This is a genomic window from Streptomyces sp. Y20 (assembly GCF_043195475.1).
Taxonomy (GTDB): Bacteria; Actinomycetota; Actinomycetes; order Streptomycetales; family Streptomycetaceae; genus Streptomyces.
Window position 1 is genome coordinate 363,620 of sequence record NZ_JBIDDP010000003.1, and the last position, 16,276, is coordinate 379,895.

The 16,276-nt window shown below is 71.1% G+C and carries 14 protein-coding genes; 7 read left to right on the forward strand and 7 right to left on the reverse strand.

Annotated elements, in window-relative coordinates; all coding sequences use genetic code 11:
• Positions 1 to 177 precede the first annotated feature (177 nt).
• The 3 genes from ACGFT1_RS09960 (at position 178) to ACGFT1_RS09970 (ending at position 3,786) form a co-directional block, all read left to right on the forward strand.
• Entirely contained in the window at positions 178 to 2,004 is a 1,827-nt protein-coding gene (locus ACGFT1_RS09960) for an acyl-CoA dehydrogenase (RefSeq protein WP_373908756.1), read from the forward strand.
• 115 nt (positions 2,005 to 2,119) lie between these two features.
• Positions 2,120 to 3,418 carry a M18 family aminopeptidase gene (locus ACGFT1_RS09965; protein ID WP_373908528.1) on the forward strand — a complete coding sequence of 433 codons (1,299 nt, stop codon included), beginning with the start codon at positions 2,120 to 2,122 and terminating at the stop codon, positions 3,416 to 3,418.
• Between the two features lie 119 nt (positions 3,419 to 3,537).
• Positions 3,538 to 3,786: a DUF6458 family protein gene (locus ACGFT1_RS09970; RefSeq protein WP_373908529.1), complete on the forward strand. Its 249-nt coding sequence runs from the start codon at positions 3,538 to 3,540 to the stop codon at positions 3,784 to 3,786.
• Here the strand turns inward: ACGFT1_RS09970 and ACGFT1_RS09975 are convergent.
• Entirely contained in the window at positions 3,774 to 5,639 is a 1,866-nt protein-coding gene (locus ACGFT1_RS09975) for an NHL domain-containing thioredoxin family protein (RefSeq protein ID WP_373908530.1), read from the reverse strand. The two genes, ACGFT1_RS09970 and ACGFT1_RS09975, sit on opposite strands and share 13 nt — an antisense overlap.
• 69 nt (positions 5,640 to 5,708) lie before the next feature.
• Entirely contained in the window at positions 5,709 to 6,587 is an 879-nt protein-coding gene (locus tag ACGFT1_RS09980) for a calcium-binding protein (RefSeq protein ID WP_373908531.1), read from the reverse strand.
• Between the two features lie 449 nt (positions 6,588 to 7,036).
• On the opposite strand from ACGFT1_RS09980, the gene ACGFT1_RS09985 reads away from it, so the two are divergent.
• Positions 7,037 to 7,531, forward strand: coding sequence for an LURP-one-related family protein (locus ACGFT1_RS09985; protein WP_356818973.1), 495 nt, complete (start codon positions 7,037 to 7,039; stop codon positions 7,529 to 7,531).
• A 14-nt stretch (positions 7,532 to 7,545) separates the two neighbouring features.
• On the opposite strand, the gene ACGFT1_RS09990 is transcribed toward ACGFT1_RS09985, so the two are convergent.
• Positions 7,546 to 8,370, reverse strand: coding sequence for a carbon-nitrogen family hydrolase (locus ACGFT1_RS09990; RefSeq protein WP_373908532.1), 825 nt, complete (start codon positions 8,368 to 8,370; stop codon positions 7,546 to 7,548).
• Positions 8,371 to 8,553: 183 nt separating this feature from the next.
• On the opposite strand from ACGFT1_RS09990, the gene ACGFT1_RS09995 reads away from it, so the two are divergent.
• Entirely contained in the window at positions 8,554 to 9,378 is an 825-nt protein-coding gene (locus tag ACGFT1_RS09995; RefSeq protein ID WP_373908533.1) for a maleylpyruvate isomerase family mycothiol-dependent enzyme, read from the forward strand.
• Between the two features lie 201 nt (positions 9,379 to 9,579).
• Here the strand turns inward: ACGFT1_RS09995 and ACGFT1_RS10000 are convergent, their stop codons facing one another.
• Together ACGFT1_RS10000 and ACGFT1_RS10005 are read right to left on the reverse strand one after the other, a co-directional pair.
• On the reverse strand, positions 9,580 to 10,890 hold the full coding sequence (locus ACGFT1_RS10000) for a nitrate/nitrite transporter (RefSeq protein WP_373908534.1): 1,311 nt from the start codon (positions 10,888 to 10,890) through the stop codon (positions 9,580 to 9,582).
• Complete coding sequence (locus ACGFT1_RS10005) at positions 10,887 to 11,561, reverse strand: GntR family transcriptional regulator (protein ID WP_373908535.1); 675 nt, start codon at positions 11,559 to 11,561, stop codon at positions 10,887 to 10,889. The genes ACGFT1_RS10000 and ACGFT1_RS10005 overlap by 4 nt, the downstream gene beginning before the upstream one ends.
• Positions 11,562 to 11,749: 188 nt before the next feature.
• Here ACGFT1_RS10005 and ACGFT1_RS10010 point away from each other — a divergent pair, with 188 nt between their 5' ends.
• Entirely contained in the window at positions 11,750 to 12,652 is a 903-nt protein-coding gene (locus tag ACGFT1_RS10010; RefSeq protein ID WP_373908536.1) for a D-alanyl-D-alanine carboxypeptidase family protein, read from the forward strand.
• A 161-nt stretch (positions 12,653 to 12,813) separates the two neighbouring features.
• A complete protein-coding gene (locus ACGFT1_RS10015; RefSeq protein ID WP_373908537.1) occupies positions 12,814 to 13,818 on the forward strand; it encodes a Bro-N domain-containing protein in 1,005 nt (334 codons plus the stop codon).
• A gap of 74 nt (positions 13,819 to 13,892) precedes the next feature.
• Here ACGFT1_RS10015 and ACGFT1_RS10020 read toward each other — a convergent pair whose 3' ends face one another.
• Both ACGFT1_RS10020 and ACGFT1_RS10025 read right to left on the reverse strand, forming a co-directional pair.
• Positions 13,893 to 15,287, reverse strand: a complete 1,395-nt coding sequence (locus ACGFT1_RS10020) for a dihydrolipoamide acetyltransferase family protein (protein ID WP_373908538.1) — start codon at positions 15,285 to 15,287, stop codon at positions 13,893 to 13,895.
• A gap of 10 nt (positions 15,288 to 15,297) precedes the next feature.
• Entirely contained in the window at positions 15,298 to 16,275 is a 978-nt protein-coding gene (locus ACGFT1_RS10025) for an alpha-ketoacid dehydrogenase subunit beta (RefSeq protein WP_373908539.1), read from the reverse strand.
• Between the last annotated feature and the right edge of the window lies 1 nt (position 16,276).

Here is a 16,276-nt window from a genome sequence, read left to right on the forward strand (position 1 = left end):
CAGCCCGACCGCCGGACGACCCTGTTCACAGGCGCGGCCGGGTAGACCCTTCTCACACTTCGGCCGGGAGGGGTTGCGTCTTATTACCGACGGGTAGCATCATCGGAGCTACTTGTTGGTACGTGAACTAGGTGCGAGGAGCCAGTGCCTCGCCGATCTCTCAACGGAGCCGTCGCCATGGGGCACTACAAGTCGAATCTCCGCGACATCGAGTTCAACCTCTTCGAGGTACTCGGGCGCGACAAGGTCTACGGCACCGGCCCGTTCGAGGAGATGGACGTCGAGACCGCCAAGAGCGTCCTGGAGGAGCTGACCCGCCTCTCCGAGAACGAACTGGCCGAGTCCTTTACCGACGCGGACCGCAACCCGCCCGTCTTCGACCCGGAGACCAACACCGCGCCGGTCCCCGCGTCGTTCAAGAAGAGCTACCAGGCCTTCATGGACTCCGAGTACTGGCGGCTCGGCCTGCCCGAGGAGATCGGCGGCACCACCTCGCCCCGCTCCCTCATCTGGGCCTACGCCGAGCTGATCCTGGGCGCCAACCCGGCCGTGTGGATGTACTCCTCGGGCCCCGCGTTCGCCGGCATCCTCTTCGAGGAGGGCAACGAGGTCCAGAAGCACATCGCCAAGGTCGCCGTGGAGAAGCAGTGGGGCTCCACCATGGTGCTCACCGAGCCCGACGCGGGCTCCGACGTGGGCGCCGGCCGCACCAAGGCGGTCCAGCAGGAGGACGGCTCCTGGCACATCGAGGGCGTGAAGCGCTTCATCACCTCGGGTGAGCACGACATGTCGGAGAACATCCTCCACTACGTCCTCGCGCGCCCCGAGGGCGCCGGCCCCGGCACCAAGGGCCTGTCCCTCTTCCTCGTCCCGAAGTACCTCTTCGACTTCGAGACCGGCGAACTGGGCGAGCGCAACGGCGTCTACGCCACCAACGTCGAGCACAAGATGGGCCTCAAGGCGTCCAACACGTGCGAGATGACCTTCGGCGACAAGCACCCCGCCAAGGGCTGGCTGATCGGCGACAAGCACGACGGCATCCGCCAGATGTTCCGCATCATCGAGTTCGCCCGCATGATGGTCGGCACGAAGGCGATCTCCACGCTCTCCACCGGCTACCTCAACGCGCTGGAGTACGCCAAGGAGCGCGTCCAGGGTCCGGACCTGGCCAACTTCCTGGACAAGACCGCGCCCAAGGTCACCATCACCCACCACCCCGACGTGCGCCGCGCCCTGATCACGCAGAAGGCGTACGCCGAGGGCATGCGCGCCCTCGTGCTCCACACCGCCTCGGTCCAGGACGCCATCCAGATCAAGGAGGCGAACGGTGAGGACGCCTCCGCCGAGCACGCGCTGAACGACCTGCTGCTGCCCATCGTCAAGGGCTACGGCTCCGAGAAGGGCTACGAGCAGCTCGCCCAGTCGCTCCAGACCTTCGGCGGCTCCGGCTTCCTCCAGGAGTACCCGATCGAGCAGTACATCCGGGACTCCAAGATCGACACCCTGTACGAGGGCACCACGGCGATCCAGGGCCAGGACTTCTTCTTCCGGAAGATCGTCCGCAACCAGGGCGCCGCGCTGAACTCGCTCGCCGAGGACATCAAGAAGTTCCTCGCGCTCGGCACCGGCGGCGAGGACCTGGCCGGCGCCCGTGAGCACCTGGCCAAGGCCGCCGTGGAGCTGGAGGCGATCGTCGGCCTGATGCTGACCGACCTCGCCGCCACCGAGCAGGACACCAAGAACATCTACAAGGTGGGCCTGAACACCACCCGCCTGCTGATGGCCTCCGGTGACGTCGTCGTCGGCTACCTGCTGCTCAGGGGCGCCGCCATCGCCGCCGAGAAGCTGGCCACTGCCTCGGCGAAGGACAAGGCGTTCTACACCGGCAAGATCGCCGCGGCGAAGTTCTTCGCGGCGAACGTCCTGCCGGGCGTCACGCTCGCCCGCAAGGTCGCCGCCGGCGTCGAGCTCGACCTGATGGAGCTGGACGAGGCCGCCTTCTAGGCCCCGGGCCGGCCCCGGAGCACAAACCGGAATCCGGCGTCCGTATCCGTTGATTGCCCGCACGGGCCCGCTCTCCCACCGGGAGCGGGCCCGTGCACGTCGTTAAGGTGAACCCATGAGCGCAGCAGCCCGCTTCGACCGCGGCCACACCGACGACCTGATGACCTTCCTGGCGGCGAGCCCCACGCCGTACCACGCCGTCGCGAACACCGCCGAACGGCTGGAGAAGGCAGGCTTCCGGCAGGTCGCCGAGACGGATGCCTGGGACGGCACGCACGGCGGCCGGTACGTGCTGCGCGGCGGCGCCATCGTGGCCTGGTACGTCCCCGAGGGCGCCGAGCCGCACACCCCCTTCCACATCATCGGCGCGCACACCGACTCCCCCAGCCTGCGCGTCAAGCCCCGCCCCGACAGCGGGGCGCACGGCTGGCGCCAGGTCGCCGTGGAGATCTACGGCGGCCCGCTGCTGAACTCCTGGCTGGACCGCGACCTGGGCCTGGCCGGCCGGCTCACCCTGCGCGACGGCTCCTCGGCCCTCGTCAACGTCGACCGGCCGCTGCTGCGGGTGCCGCAGCTCGCCATCCACCTGGACCGCTCGGTCTCCGCCGAGGGACTCAAGCTGGACAAGCAGCGCCACCTCCAGCCGGTGTGGGGTCTCGGCGGCGAGGTGCGCGACGGCGACCTGATCGCCTTCCTGGAGCAGGAGGCCGGGCTCGCGGCGGGCTCGGTGGCCGGCTGGGACCTGATGACGCACCCGGTGGAGGCGCCCGCCTACCTCGGCCGGGACCGGGAGCTCGTCGCCGGCCCGCGCATGGACAACCTGCTGTCCGTGCACGCCGGTGTGGCCGCGCTGACCGCCGTCGCCGCCTCGGACGTCCCGCCCGCCCGCATCCCCGTGCTGGCCGCCTTCGACCACGAGGAGAACGGCTCCCAGTCGGACACCGGCGCCGACGGCCCGCTGCTCGGATCGGTCCTTGAACGCTCGGTGTTCGCGCGCGGCGGCACGTACGAGGACCGGGCCCGGGCCTTCGCCGGCACGATCTGCCTGTCCTCCGACACGGGCCACGCCGTGCACCCCAACTACGCCGAGCGGCACGACCCGACGCACCACCCGCGGGTCAACGGCGGCCCCCTCCTGAAGGTCAACGTCAACAACCGCTACGCCACGGACGGTTCGGGCCGCGCGGTGTTCGCCGCGGCCTGCGAGAAGGCGGACGTCCCCTTCCAGAGCTTCGTCTCCAACAACTCCATGCCGTGCGGCACCACCATCGGTCCCATCACCGCGGCCCGGCACGGCATCCGCACGGTCGACATCGGCGTCGCGATCCTCTCCATGCACAGTGTGCGCGAACTGTGCGGCGCGGACGACCCGTTCCTCCTCGCGAACGCCCTCAAGGCCTTCCTGGAGAGCTGATCCCCAGCCGCCATCCCCGGGGAAAGCGGCGGGAGTTCGGCGGCACGGCCTAGTCGGGCCCGCGCCGGGTACCCGGACGGCACCGGAGATTCCGGAACCGGAAGGGGAGGCGAGGTCTCATGGGTCTCGGCGGATGCATCATCCTCATCGCCATAGGGGCCATCCTGACGTTCGCGACCGACTGGCACATGACGGGCGTCAACGTCACCGTGGTCGGTCTGATCCTGATGGCGGTGGGCCTGATCGGGGTGGCGACGTTCAGCGGCATCGCGCGCCGCCGCCGCGTCGTGGTGCCGACGACACCGGTGGTGGAAGAGGAGCCCCGCCACCACCACGTCGACGGCTACTCCGACGGCTACGGCGTCTGATACACCGCCTCCTGCTCGTCCGGGCCCGCCAGGACGAGCGGCAGGCGGTCCGCGCCGCCCTCGGTGAGACGGACCGGGACACTCCAGTCCTGCTGGTGGGCACGGCAGGCGGCATACGCGTCGGCGTCCCCGGCCGGGTCGCCGCCGGACGCGGGGCCGTCGCAGGACGCCGCCATCGCACAGACGTGCAGGACGCCCTCCGGGACGGCCGGGTCCAGCTCCAGCTCCCGGAAGAGGTCCGTGCCGGCTCCCTCGCCCTTGAGCAGCAGCTCGGGCGGGGTGGAGGAGACCAGCAGGCGGGTGGCGGCCCCATGGCTCGTGTCGAGTTTCCGGCCCGCGGGGACCTGGAAGATCACATCCAGGCGGAGTCGGCCGGGAGCGACCTCCGTGGCGGCCCGCCGGGCGCGGTGCGCGGCCGGCTCCGCCCACGCCGCCTCCCCGGGCAGCCGCAGCCGGGTCAGCCGGTGCCGCGCCGACTCCACGACCACGATGTCCGCGCCGGCGACGACCGCGTCGCCGGGCTCGCGCAGATCGGTGGCGAGCGTGGTGACCTCACCGGTGGCCGGGTCGTAGCGGCGCAGGGCGTGGTTGTACGTGTCGGCGACGGCGACCGAGCCGTCCGGCAGGGCGGTGACCCCCAGCGGGTGCTGGAGCAGGGCCCGGTCCGCGGCGCCGTCCCGGTGGCCGAAGTCGAACAGGCCGGTCCCGACGGCCGTGTGCACCTGCCCGTCGTGGTCCACCCAGCGCAGGGCGCTCGTCTCGGAGTCGGCGAGCCACAGCCGGTCGGCGGTGGCCGCCAGCCCGGACGGCTGGGCGAACCAGGCCTCGGCGGCGGGGCCGTCCACCAGGCCCTCGTCGGTGGTGCCCGCCGCCACGGCGACCGTACGGGCGGCCGGGTCGTACGTCCACAGCTGGTGGACGCCCGCCATGGCGATCCACACCCGGCCGCCGAAGACCGCCACGTCCCACGGTGAGGACAGATCCACCTCACGGGCCGCACCCGAGGTCGGCGATCCCCGCCGCCACTGCTTCCCGGTGCCCGCCAGGGTGGTCACCTCACCCGTGGCCGAATCCAGTCGGCGCAGGGCGTGGTTGACGGTGTCGGCGACCACGACCGCACCGCCGTCGAGGAGCGCGAGACCCTGCGGCTCGTTGAAGGACGCCTCCCGCGGGCCGCCGTCGGTGAACCCGCGCGCGCCGGAACCGATCCGGCGTACGACGGTCTCGGCGTCCTCGGCCAGTTCCACCAGCTGGTGCCGGGTGGTGTCGCTGACCAGGAAGTTCCCCGACGGCAGCAGCAGCGCCTTGCCGGGGAAGCGCAGCGTCGTCGGCACCGGCTCCGGTGGCACGTACGGGCCGTCACCGCGGCGCAGGGTGCCCTTCGCCCCGTGCTCGGCCGCCAGCTCCTCCACCAGCCGCCCGATGGCGTGCACGTGGCCCTCCCCCGCGTGCTGCGCGACGACGTACCCCTCGGGGTCGACGACGGTGAGCGTCGGCCACGCCCGGACGGCGTACTGCTTCCAGGTGGCCAGCTCCGGGTCGTCCAGCACCGGGTGCGTCACGCCGTGACGCTCGACCGCGTCCACGACCGCCCGGTGGTCGGTTTCGTGCACGAACTTCGGCGAGTGCACCCCGACCACCACGACCGTGTCCCGGTACTTCTCCTCCAGCTGACGCAGCTCGTCCAGGACGTGCAGGCAGTTGACGCAGCAGGAGGTCCAGAAGTCCAGCACCAGGATGCGGCCGCGGAGGTCGGCGAGCGTCAGGTTCTTCCCGCCGGTGTTGATCCAACCGCCCCTGCCGGTCAGCTCGGGGGCGCGGACGCGGACGCGTCGGGGTGCGGAATCGGTCATGGTTCCCAGGGTGCCATCCGGCGCCGACGGCCACTCCGGCCCTGTGGACGACTCCGGGCCGTCCGGTCGTCAGTCCTGGTGGACCACGTCACGGCCGGGGCCGCCGGAGAGCGTGTCCCGGCCGGGGCCGCCGTGCAGCCGGTCGTTCCCGCTGTTGCCGTAGAGCCTGTCGCTTCCGGCGCCGCCGTACAGGGTGTCGGCGCCCCTGCCGCCGTACAGGGTGTCGGCGCCGGCCCCGCCGTAGAGGGTGTCGTCACCGTCGTCGCCGGACAGGTCCTGGCCGGCGGCACCGCCCCGCAGCACGTCGTCGCCCTTGCCGCCCTTGGCGATGACCAGGTCGCCGTCGGCGTGGACCGTGTCGTCGCCGTCCCCGCCGAAGGCCAGCCCCGCCTCGCCGACGGTGAGGGTGTCGTCGCCCGCGCCGCCCGAGACGTCGTTGCCGTCGAGGCGCCCGCTGTCGGTGAGCCTGTCGTCGCCGGGGCCCAGGGAGATCCGGGCGAAGCGGTACACCTGGTCGGTCCCGTTCGCGTAGGCGACGGTGTCGTCGCGGTCGCCGAGGTCCATCGTGAGGGCGGCGTACGGGTCCTGGCTCTCCTCGGCGGTGACCGTGCAGGAGACCCTGGTGTGATCGGCGGCGTCCGGACGGGCGCAGCCGTGGCCCGCGTCGATCGGGACGACGTCGTCGATCACATAGGTGATGCCGTCACCGGTGCGGGACGCGGTCACGGTCGCCTTGTTGACCTGGCCCGGCGCGGCGGTGTAGGCGAGCTGCCAGCCGTACCGGTTGACCTCCGCGGTGGCCGCGGGGACAGTCGCGCGGGCGGACGCAGCCGCGGGGACGGCCGCGGCGGCACCGCCGGCCAGGGCGCACGGCACGGCGAGGGCGGCCGTGCCGAGGGCCAGGGCGAGCGTGCGCACGGGGCGGGGGCGGGCGGGTCGAGCGGACATGGCGGACCTCCGGGAGGAACGGGTACGGCGTTGTCGCCGGCTTCCGTCCGGTCCGACCCGCGGGCCCGTCCGCAGGTTGGCCGCCCGCCCCGCAGAAGCGGGAAGTTCACCCGGGCGTCACCCGGCGTCCCGGCGGATTCCGGTGCCCGGTCGGACGAGGCCCGCTCCGCTGGGGCCGCCCGGTGGCCTCGGTCGGCTGGGAACCCGTCAGGTGAGGGGACGGCGGGGGGAACGGCACAAGGGGCTGCGGAAGGGGCGGCCGTCGGTCGGCCCGGAGCGTGCGGCCCTGCTTCTCGGTGCGGGCGGCCCCGCTGCCGCGAGCGCCGCAGCCGCAGCCGCAGCCGTCGGCCTCGTGGAGGAGCCCCGGTGGACCATGACGTCCGGGCCGGGAGGAGACGGGCGGGCACGGCCCTGTGACGATCACCAGGTGCCGGGGAAGCATGACCTGTATGAGATTCCTCGTACGCGACCGGATCCTCGGCATCGGTGACGACTGGTGGATCGAGGACGAGCACGGCCGGAAGGTGTTCCTCGTCGACGGCAAGGCGATGCGGCTGCGGGACACCTTCGAGCTGAAGGACGCCCAGGGGCGGATCCTGATCGACATCCACCAGAAGATGTTCGCCCTGCGCGACACGATGGTGATCGAACGGGACGGCGAGGCCCTGGCCAGGATCAGGCGCAAACGGCTGTCCCTGTTGCGCAACCACTACCGGGTCTCCCTGGTGGACGGCACGGAACTCGACGTCAGCGGAAAGATCCTGGACCGCGAGTTCGCCGTCGAGTACGACGGTGAACTGCTCGCGGTGATCTCCCGCCGCTGGCTGACCGTGCGCGACACCTACGGCGTCGACGTCGTACGGGAGGACGCCGACCCGGCGCTGCTGATCGCGGTGGCGGTGTGCGTCATCCACCTCTCGGAGAAGGAGGGGGAGGAGGACTGACTTCGGCGGCGGGGCTAACCCCGGTGCGGGGGCGCCTGAAGACCGAGGACGCGGTCCTTCAGCGCCGGGAACTGCTCGCGGGTGGCGGACACCTTCGCCGGGTCGAGGTCGACGGTGAGGACCTCCTCGCCCGAGCCCGCCTCGGCGAGCACCTCGCCCCACGGATCGACCACGATCGAGTGACCCGCCTGCGGAACTCCGGCGTGGGTCCCGGCCGTTCCACAGGCGAGCACGAACGCCTGGTTCTCCACCGCCCGCGCCTGAGCCAGCAGCGTCCAGTGCGCGCGTCGCCGCTCGGGCCAACCCGCCGGGATCACCAGCATCTCGGCGCCGGCGTCGACGAGCCCACGGAAGAGTTCGGGGAAACGGAGGTCGTAGCAGGTGGCCACGCCGAGCGTGGTCCCGGGCAGCCGGACCGTCACCAGCTCCCGGCCCGCGCCCATCAGCACGGCCTCGCCCTTGTCGAAGCCGAAGCGGTGGATCTTGCGGTAGGCCGCGGCCAGTTCACCGGAGGGGGAGAAGACGAGAGACGTGTTGTAGAGGGAACCGTCCTGCGTGGCGGAGCCGCCACCGGACGCCGCCCGTTCGGGAACGGAGCCGGCGTGCAGCCACACGCCCGCGTCACGCGCCGCCCCGGCCATCGCCTGACAGGTCGGCCCTTCGAGCGGCTCGGCCTCGCGTCCGAAGTCCTCGTAGGCGAAGGCGCCGGTGGTCCACAGTTCGGGCAGTACGACGAGGTCCGCACCGGCCTGTGCCCGCACCAGCGCGGCGGCCCGCCGCCGCCGGGAGCCGACCGATTCGTCCTCGTCCACGGCGATCTGGATCAGCGAGGCGCGCACACTACCACCGTCCTGGCACTTCGAGTCGTCCACACGGGCCTACGATCGTCACACGAAAGCACTGCCGGGGTGCCTCTCCGCAGCGTAACTTAGCGTCAAGACACCCGCCGAAGTGCAGCCGCCGCCCGCTGGCAACGCCGCCACAACCTGCCCGTGTACCGACCGCCGAGGGGTCCCGTTTCCGTGAGTCTGCATCCCACCCTCCAGCCCTACGCCGACGCCTGGACGCACTCCATCGAAGCGATATCCGAAATGGTGCAGCCGCTCGTCGAGGGCGAGTGGAACCGGCGGACCCCCTGCCCCGGCTGGTCGGTCCGGGACATCGTGTCGCACGTCATCGGCCTGGACTGCGAGATGCTCGGCGACCCGCGCCCCATCCACGCCCTGCCGCGCGACCTCTTCCACGTCGCCACCGAGCACCAGCGGTACATGGAGATGCAGGTCGACGTCCGTCGTCACCACACGGCTCCGGAGATGACGGCCGAGCTGGAGTACACCGTCATCCGCCGCAACCGCCAGCTGCGCAACGAGTCCCGCGACCCCGCGACCACGGTGCGCGGCCCGCTCGGCAGTGAGATCACCCTGGAACAGGCCTATCGCGCACGTGCGTTCGACGTGTGGGTGCACGAACAGGACCTGCGCACGGCCCTCGGCCGCCCCGGGAACCTGGACTCGCCGGGCGCGTACGTCACCCGGGACGTCCTGCTGGACGCGCTGCCCAAGGTCGTCGCCAAGGACGCGGACGCCCCGCGCAGCTCTGCGATCGTGTTCGACGTACACGGCCCGGTCGAGTTCCTGCGCACCGTCCGCGTCGACATCCAGGGCCGCGGCACCGTGGAAACCGCCCCGGCCCTCGGCCCCGCGGCCACGCTCACCCTCGACTGGGAGACCTATGTCCGCCTGGCCTGCGGCCGGGTGACCCCCCAGGCGGTGGCGGACCGGGTGAAGACCGAGGGCGACCAGGACCTGGCGGCAGCCATCCTCCGCAACTTCACGGTGACGCCGTAGGGGGTCGGGCGCGGGGAACGCCCCGAGCCCACGCGCCCCGCGTCCGGGGCACCCCGGGAGAGACGTCCCGGGGGCCGGTGTTGCGCGGGAGTCGTCCCGGGGGCCGGTGTTGCGCGGGAGTTGTACCGGGGGCCGGTGTTGCGCGGGAGTCGTCCCGGCTGGCCCACGGAGGCGGAGCGCGCGGGTGGGCGAGCCACCGCCTCAAGCCACAGGCACGTGCACCGTCTCCACCCGGCTCGCCACCAACCGTTCCCGCTCCCGCCGAACCGCCCGCCCCCGCAGCCGCAGGATCTGGCTGACCCCGAGCGCCTGGAGCACGAACACCGCGGAGAAGGCCATGGTGTAGTCGTCCCCGGTGGCGTCCAGCAGCACGCCTATCGCGAACAGCGTCGTCATGGAGGCGATGAACCCTCCCATGTTGGTGATGCCGGACGCGGTGCCCTGCCGCTCGGGCGGGTTGGCCGGCCGGGCGAAGTCGAAGCCGAGCATCGACGCCGGCCCGCACGCCCCGAGCACCGCGCACAGGACCACGAGCAGCCACATCGGCGCGTGCTCCCCGGGGTAGGCGAGCGTTCCCGCCCACAGCAGCGCCGTCGCGCTCACCGTGCCGAGCGCCAGCGGCAGCCGTGCCGCGTGGTGCCGGGCGACGATCTGGCCGTAGACCAGGCCGATCACCATGTTGGACAGGACCACCAGGGTGAGCAGCTCGCCGGCCGTGGCCCGGCTGAGCCCCTGCGCCTGCACCAGGAACGGCAGCCCCCACAGCAGCAGGAACACCATCGCCGGGAACTGGGTGGTGAAGTGCACCCACAGCCCGAGCCGTGTCCCCGGCTCCCGCCAGGCCGCGGCGATCTGCCGGCGGACGTAGACCGAACCCCGGTGCGGCGACGGCTCCGGTTCGTGCCCTTCGGGGTGGTCCTTCAGGAACAGCAGGGTCAGAACGATGACGACCACGCCCGCGAGCGCGCTGCCCGCGAACGCCCGGGTCCAGCCGATGCCGTGCAGCAGCCGGGCGAGGACGAGGGTGGAGACCAGGTTGCCCGCCATGCCGACCAGGCCCGCGAGCTGTGCGACCAGTGGGCCGCGCCGGGCGGGGAACCAGCGGGTGCCGAGCCGCAGCACGCTGATGAAGGTCATCGCGTCGCCGCAGCCCAGCAGGGCGCGGGAGGCGAGCGCGGTGCCGTACGAGGGGGAGAAGGCGAAGCCCAGCTGCCCGGCGGTGAACAGCACCGCCCCGATGCTCAGCACCTTCCTGGTACCGAGCCGGTCGACCAGCAGGCCGACGGGTATCTGCATGCCGGCGTAGACCAGCAGCTGGAGGATGGAGAACGTCGACAGGGCGGAGGCGTTCACATGGAAGCGGGCGGCCGCGTCGAGTCCGGCCACGCCCAGCGACGTACGGAAGATGACGGCGACGAAGTAGACGGCCACGCCTATGGACCACACGGCGACGGCGCCCCGGCCGCCGGGCGGATCACCCGGAAGGGTGGCGTTGCGCGCGGGGCCGCTCATCGCACCTCACCTCGCGCGAGGTGCGAGAACCAGCTCACGTGCCGGTGCACGACCCCGACGGCCGCCTCGGCGTCCCCGGCGCGCAGCGCGTCGAGGATCTCCTCGTGCTCGGCGAGCGTCTTGGCGATCCGGTCGGGGTGCGAGTGCATGACGGCGACGCCCATCCGCAGCTGGCGATCGCGCAGCTGGTCGTAGAGCCGGGAGAGGATCTCGTTGCCGCCGCTGCGCACGATCTCGGCGTGGAAGCAGCGGTCGGTGACGGCGGCGGCGGCCAGATCACCGGCGGCGGCCTGCGCCTTCTGCCGCGCCAGCAGCTCCGTCAGCCGGGCCAGCAGGCCCGGCGGAGCGGGTACGGCCTTGCGGGCCGCGTGCTCCTCGACCAGCAGCCGGGTCTCCACCACGTCGGCGATCTCCTGCGCGGAGACGGGCAGGACGAGGGCACCCTTCTTGGGGTAGAGGCGGATCAGGCCCTCGGCCTCCAGCCGCAGCAGCGCCTCCCGGACGGGGGTGCGCGAGACCCCGACGGCCTCCGCGAGCTCCCCCTCGGTGAGCAGGGTGCCGCCCTCGTAGTGGCGGTCGAGCACACCCTGCTTGACATGGGCGTACACGCGGTCGGCAGCGGGTGGCGGCTTCAGGGACTGGGGCGCGGACTGCTCGACGGCCGTTTCCATGCCGACAGCATAGATACAACGCGTACGCAAGCAGGGGCGCCGTCCATCATGCGGACATGAGGAAAGCCCGTCGCAGCGACCGCACAACCTTCTGTGCTACTTACGTGTCACACACGTGCGGCTCGCTCCGTTGTCACCTCAACTCGGCCGCACTCAACGGGCATTCAAGACATTCGAGGTATATCACTTTGATTACCGGCATTCAGGGCACCCGCCTCCGCAGAGCCGCCGTCGTCGCCGTCAGCTCCGGCGCGCTGCTCGCCACCGGTGCCCTCACCGCAGCGCCCGCGCAAGCCGTCACGACGCCCTCCATCGTGGCGAAGGGCGGTTACGTGATGAACAACGTCACCGGCTCGACGCTGTACACCAAGACGGCCGACACCAAGCGGTCCACCGGCTCCACCACCAAGATCATGACCGCCAAGGTCGTGCTCGCGCAGTCGAACCTCAACCTCGACTCCAAGGTCACGATCAAGAAGATCTACAGCGACTACGTCGTCAGGAACAACGCCTCCCAGGCACACCTGATCGTCGGCGACAAGGTCACCGTCCGCCAGCTGCTGTACGGCCTGATGCTGCCGTCCGGCTGCGACGCCGCCTACGCGCTCGCCGACAAGTACGGCTCGGGCTCCTCCACCGACGCGCGCGTGAAGTCGTTCATCGGCAAGATGAACACCGCCGCCAGGAACCTGGGCCTGAAGAACACCCACTTCGACTCCTTCGACGGCATCGGCAGCGGCTCCAACTACTCGACGCCGCGCGATCTGACGAAGATCGCCAGCAGCGCGATGAAGAGCTCCACGTTCCGCACGATCGTCAAGACGAAGTCGTACACCGCGAAGACGATCACCAAGACGGGCAGCACGCGCACGATGAACGCGTGGAAGAACACCAACGGGCTGCTCAGCAGCTACAGCGGCACCATCGGTGTGAAGACCGGCTCCGGCCCGGAGGCCAAGTACTGCCTGGTCTTCGCCGCCACCCGGAACGGCAGGACGGTCGTCGGCACCGTCCTCGCCTCCACCTCCATCGCCCAGCGCGAGACGGACGCGAAGAAGCTCCTCACCTACAGCTTCGCCAAGCTCGGCTGACACCGGCGGTACGAGGAAGGGCCCGTCGCAGCGATGCGGCGGGCCCTTCGCCGTCTCCGGCCAGCGATATCGCCCCTTTTCACTCGCAATCGTGAACATCCCTCTTTCCGCTGGCATATTCCATTTCATCCGCTCTACGTTCCGCAGCGGAGGTGGTTCACATGAACGAACCCAGGAAGCGATCCGAGTCCGACTCGGCGGCACGGCGCGAGGCGATCGACGTCAGTGACTTCGTGTACGCCGCGACCGGCGCCCGCGTCCGCAGGCTGACCATGCCGGACGGAAGCCACTGGTTCCCGGCGGTCGACGTCTGCAAGGAACTCGGGCACACCAACTCTCGGCAGGCACTCTCCGACCATGTCCCCGAGAGCCACCGAGAGATTCTCGAGACCGTAACTGGAGCTTACGGTCTCAGCATTCCCGCAGGTAGGGAGTGGCGCCGAGACCTGAACATCATCTCTCTGCAAGGTCTCATCCTCCTTGTCAGCGCCTGCACCAAGCCCGCCTGCGCCCCCTTCAAGCAGTGGGTCGCCGAGGTCATCGAGACCGTGCAGCGGGAGGGTTCCTACACTCTCGAAGAGGCCGAGGTGCAGCCGGCCGAACCGGGGGCACCCGTCGCGTACGCCATGCCCGAACAGGTCGCGGAGGCCATCGTCCGGCTCGAGGCGCACAACCTCCAGCTGGACGAGGAGCTCGCGAACGGGCAGCGGGAATCGAACGCGCTGCAGAAGGAGATGCTGGACGTCCAGCGGGAGACGCTGACCGTCCAACGGGAGACGCTGGCGACACAGAAGGCCACACTGGCCGTGCATCAGGCCATGGTCCGGGCCATGGAACGCATCGCGGACCGGCTCGACGCCTTCATGCTCGCGCGTCCGGCCCCCGGGAGCCGCCTCGCGGCGCCGGCCACCACGGAGTCCGTACTGGCCGACTGGCGTCAGCGGCTGTCCGTGACGGAGGACGTGTGGACCGTCGCCGTGGCGATCGCCCCGGTCCTGGTCGAGACGGGTGAACTGCGCGAGCCGCTGGAATCCATCGCGTCCCGGACGGGGTTGACGGTGCGCCAGGTCAACGCGTGTCTGCGCCTGCTGCGCACGCACGCCTGCATCCGCTCGCAGGGCGGCGCCGAGGACGGCGCACCGGTGTACGTGCTCCACCAGGGCTGAAAGAAGCGGGGGACGGTCACAAACCGAAGTTGCGGCCGTCCCCCGCAGGCGTGGAGATTACCCGGTGAAGGCCTTCACGCCCAAGTGATCAGCCGCTTGGGCTGCTCCAGGACGGCCGCGATGTCCGCCAGCACCTTGGAGCCCAGCTCCCCGTCCACCAGGCGGTGGTCGAAGCTCAGGGCCAGCGTGGTGACCTGCCGGGGCTTGACCTTGCCCTTGTGGACCCACGGCTGGAGCTTGATCGCGCCGACCGCGAGGATCGCCGACTCACCCGGGTTGAGGATCGGTGTGCCGGTGTCGACGCCGAACACGCCGACGTTGGTGATGGTCACCGTGCCGCCCTGCATGGCGGCGGGCGAGGTCTTGCCCTCGCGGGCCGTCGTCACCAGCTCGCCCAGCGCCTCCGCCAGCTGCGGGAGCGTCTTGTCGTGCGCGTCCTTGATGTTCGGGACGATCAGTCCCCGGGGGGTGGCCGCCGCGATGCCCAGGTTGACGTAGTGCTTGCGCACGATCTCCTGGCCGGCCTCGTCCCAGGACGCGTTGACGTCGGGGTTGCGCTTGATCGCGACCAGCAGGGCCTTGGCGATCAGCAGCAGCGGGTTCACCCGCAGACCCTGCATCTCCTTGTCGTGCTTCAGCTCCTCGACCAGCTTCATCGTGCGCGTCACGTCCACCGTCACGAACTCGGTGACGTGCGGCGCCGTGAACGCCGAGCCGACCATCGCCTGCGCGGTCGCCTTGCGGACGCCCTTGACCGGGACGCGGGTCTCACGCGCGGTGTCGTACGACGCCACGGGTGCCGGGGGCGCCGTGGGAGCTGTCGCGACCGGTGCCGCCGGTTCGGCGGTGCGCGGGGTGGCCGCCGCGTGGACGTCCTCGCGCGTGATGACGCCGTCCGGGCCGGAGGGGGTGATGGTGGCGAGGTCGACGCCCAGGTCCTTGGCGAGCTTGCGCACCGGGGGCTTGGCCAGCGGACGGACCCTGTCCGCCACCGCGCCGTGGCCGTTCAGCTCCGCCTGGACCGCCTCGACCGCCTGCGCCGCCGCCGGGACGGTGACCTCGGGGCCCTTGCGCGGGCGGCGCTTGGTGGAGGAGGTGGCCACGCCGTAGCCGACCAGCACCGGCTGGCGGCCCTCCGGCTTCGGCTCCTCCTTCGGCTGCTCGGGCACCGCCCGGGCCGGTTCGGCCGGGGCATCGGGAGCGGCCGCGCCCGCCACGGCCACCGCGATGATGGACGTGCCCACGTCCACCGTGGTGCCCTCGGGGAAGTGCAGTGCGCGGACCACACCGTCGTAGGGGATGGGGAGCTCCACCGCCGCCTTGGCGGTCTCGACCTCGCAGACCACCTGGCCGTCGGTGACCGTGTCACCCGGCTGGACGTACCACTTGAGGATCTCGGCCTCGGTGAGTCCCTCGCCCACATCGGGCATCTTGAACTCGCGTACGGACGCTTCCGTCATCGTCGTCACGACCCTCTCCTCAGTACGCCAGTGAGCGGTCGACGGCGTCGAGCACGCGGTCCAGGTCGGGCAGGTACTCCTCCTCCAGGCGGGCCGGCGGGTACGGGGCGTGGTAGCCGCCGACGCGCAGGACGGGTGCCTCCAGGTGGTAGAAGCAGCGCTCGGTGATCCTCGCGGCGATCTCCGCGCCGGAGCCGAAGAACACCGGTGCCTCGTGGACGACCACGAGACGGCGGGTCTTCTCCACCGAGGCCTGGACGGCGTCGAAGTCGAGGGGGCTGACCGAGCGCAGGTCCAGGACCTCCAGGGACTTGCCCTCCTCGGCCGCTGCGTCCGCGGCCTCCTGGCACAGCTTCACCATCGGGCCGTAGGCGGCCAGGGTGAGATCCGTGCCCTCGCGGACCACGCGGGCCCTGTGCAGGGGGGCCGGGATCGCCTCGGGGTCGACCTCGCCCTTGTCCCAGTAGCGCCGCTTGGGCTCGAAGTAGATGACCGGGTCGTCGCTCTGGATGGCCTGCTGCATCATCCAGTACGCGTCGGAGGAGTTGGACGGGCTGACCACCTTCAGGCCCGCCACGTGCGCGAACAGGGCCTCCGGGGACTCGGAGTGGTGCTCGACCGCGCCGATGCCGCCGCCGTAGGGGATGCGGATGACGACCGGCAGCTTGACCTTGCCCAGCGAGCGGGCGTGCATCTTGGCGAGCTGGGTGACGATCTGGTCGTAGGCCGGGAAGACGAAGCCGTCGAACTGGATCTCCACCACCGGGCGGTAGCCGCGCAGGGCGAGGCCGATAGCGGTGCCGACGATGCCGGACTCGGCGAGGGGGGTGTCGATGACCCGGCTCTCGCCGAAGTCCTTCTGGAGGCCGTCCGTCACACGGAAGACGCCGCCGAGCTTGCCGACGTCCTCACCCATGACGAGGACCTTGGGGTCGGCGTCCAGGGCGCGGCGCAGCGACTCGTTGATGGCCTTGGCCATCGCCATCTTCTCGGCCATC

Bases quoted from the DNA above. Each gene is read 5' to 3' on its own strand.
- ACGFT1_RS09980 (WP_373908531.1), bottom strand. From the start codon at position 6,587: ATGTCCGCTCGACCCGCCCGCCCCCGCCCCGTGCGCACGCTCGCCCTG.
- ACGFT1_RS09975 (WP_373908530.1), bottom strand. From the start codon at position 5,639: ATGACCGATTCCGCACCCCGACGCGTCCGCGTCCGCGCCCCCGAGCTG.
- ACGFT1_RS09970 (WP_373908529.1), top strand. From the start codon at position 3,538: ATGGGTCTCGGCGGATGCATCATCCTCATCGCCATAGGGGCCATCCTG.
- ACGFT1_RS09960 (WP_373908756.1), top strand. From the start codon at position 178: ATGGGGCACTACAAGTCGAATCTCCGCGACATCGAGTTCAACCTCTTC.
- ACGFT1_RS10005 (WP_373908535.1), bottom strand. From the start codon at position 11,561: ATGGAAACGGCCGTCGAGCAGTCCGCGCCCCAGTCCCTGAAGCCGCCA.
- ACGFT1_RS10000 (WP_373908534.1), bottom strand. From the start codon at position 10,890: ATGAGCGGCCCCGCGCGCAACGCCACCCTTCCGGGTGATCCGCCCGGC.
- ACGFT1_RS10015 (WP_373908537.1), top strand. From the start codon at position 12,814: ATGAACGAACCCAGGAAGCGATCCGAGTCCGACTCGGCGGCACGGCGC.
- ACGFT1_RS09965 (WP_373908528.1), top strand. From the start codon at position 2,120: ATGAGCGCAGCAGCCCGCTTCGACCGCGGCCACACCGACGACCTGATG.
- ACGFT1_RS10025 (WP_373908539.1), bottom strand. From the start codon at position 16,275: ATGGCCGAGAAGATGGCGATGGCCAAGGCCATCAACGAGTCGCTGCGC.
- ACGFT1_RS09985 (WP_356818973.1), top strand. From the start codon at position 7,037: ATGAGATTCCTCGTACGCGACCGGATCCTCGGCATCGGTGACGACTGG.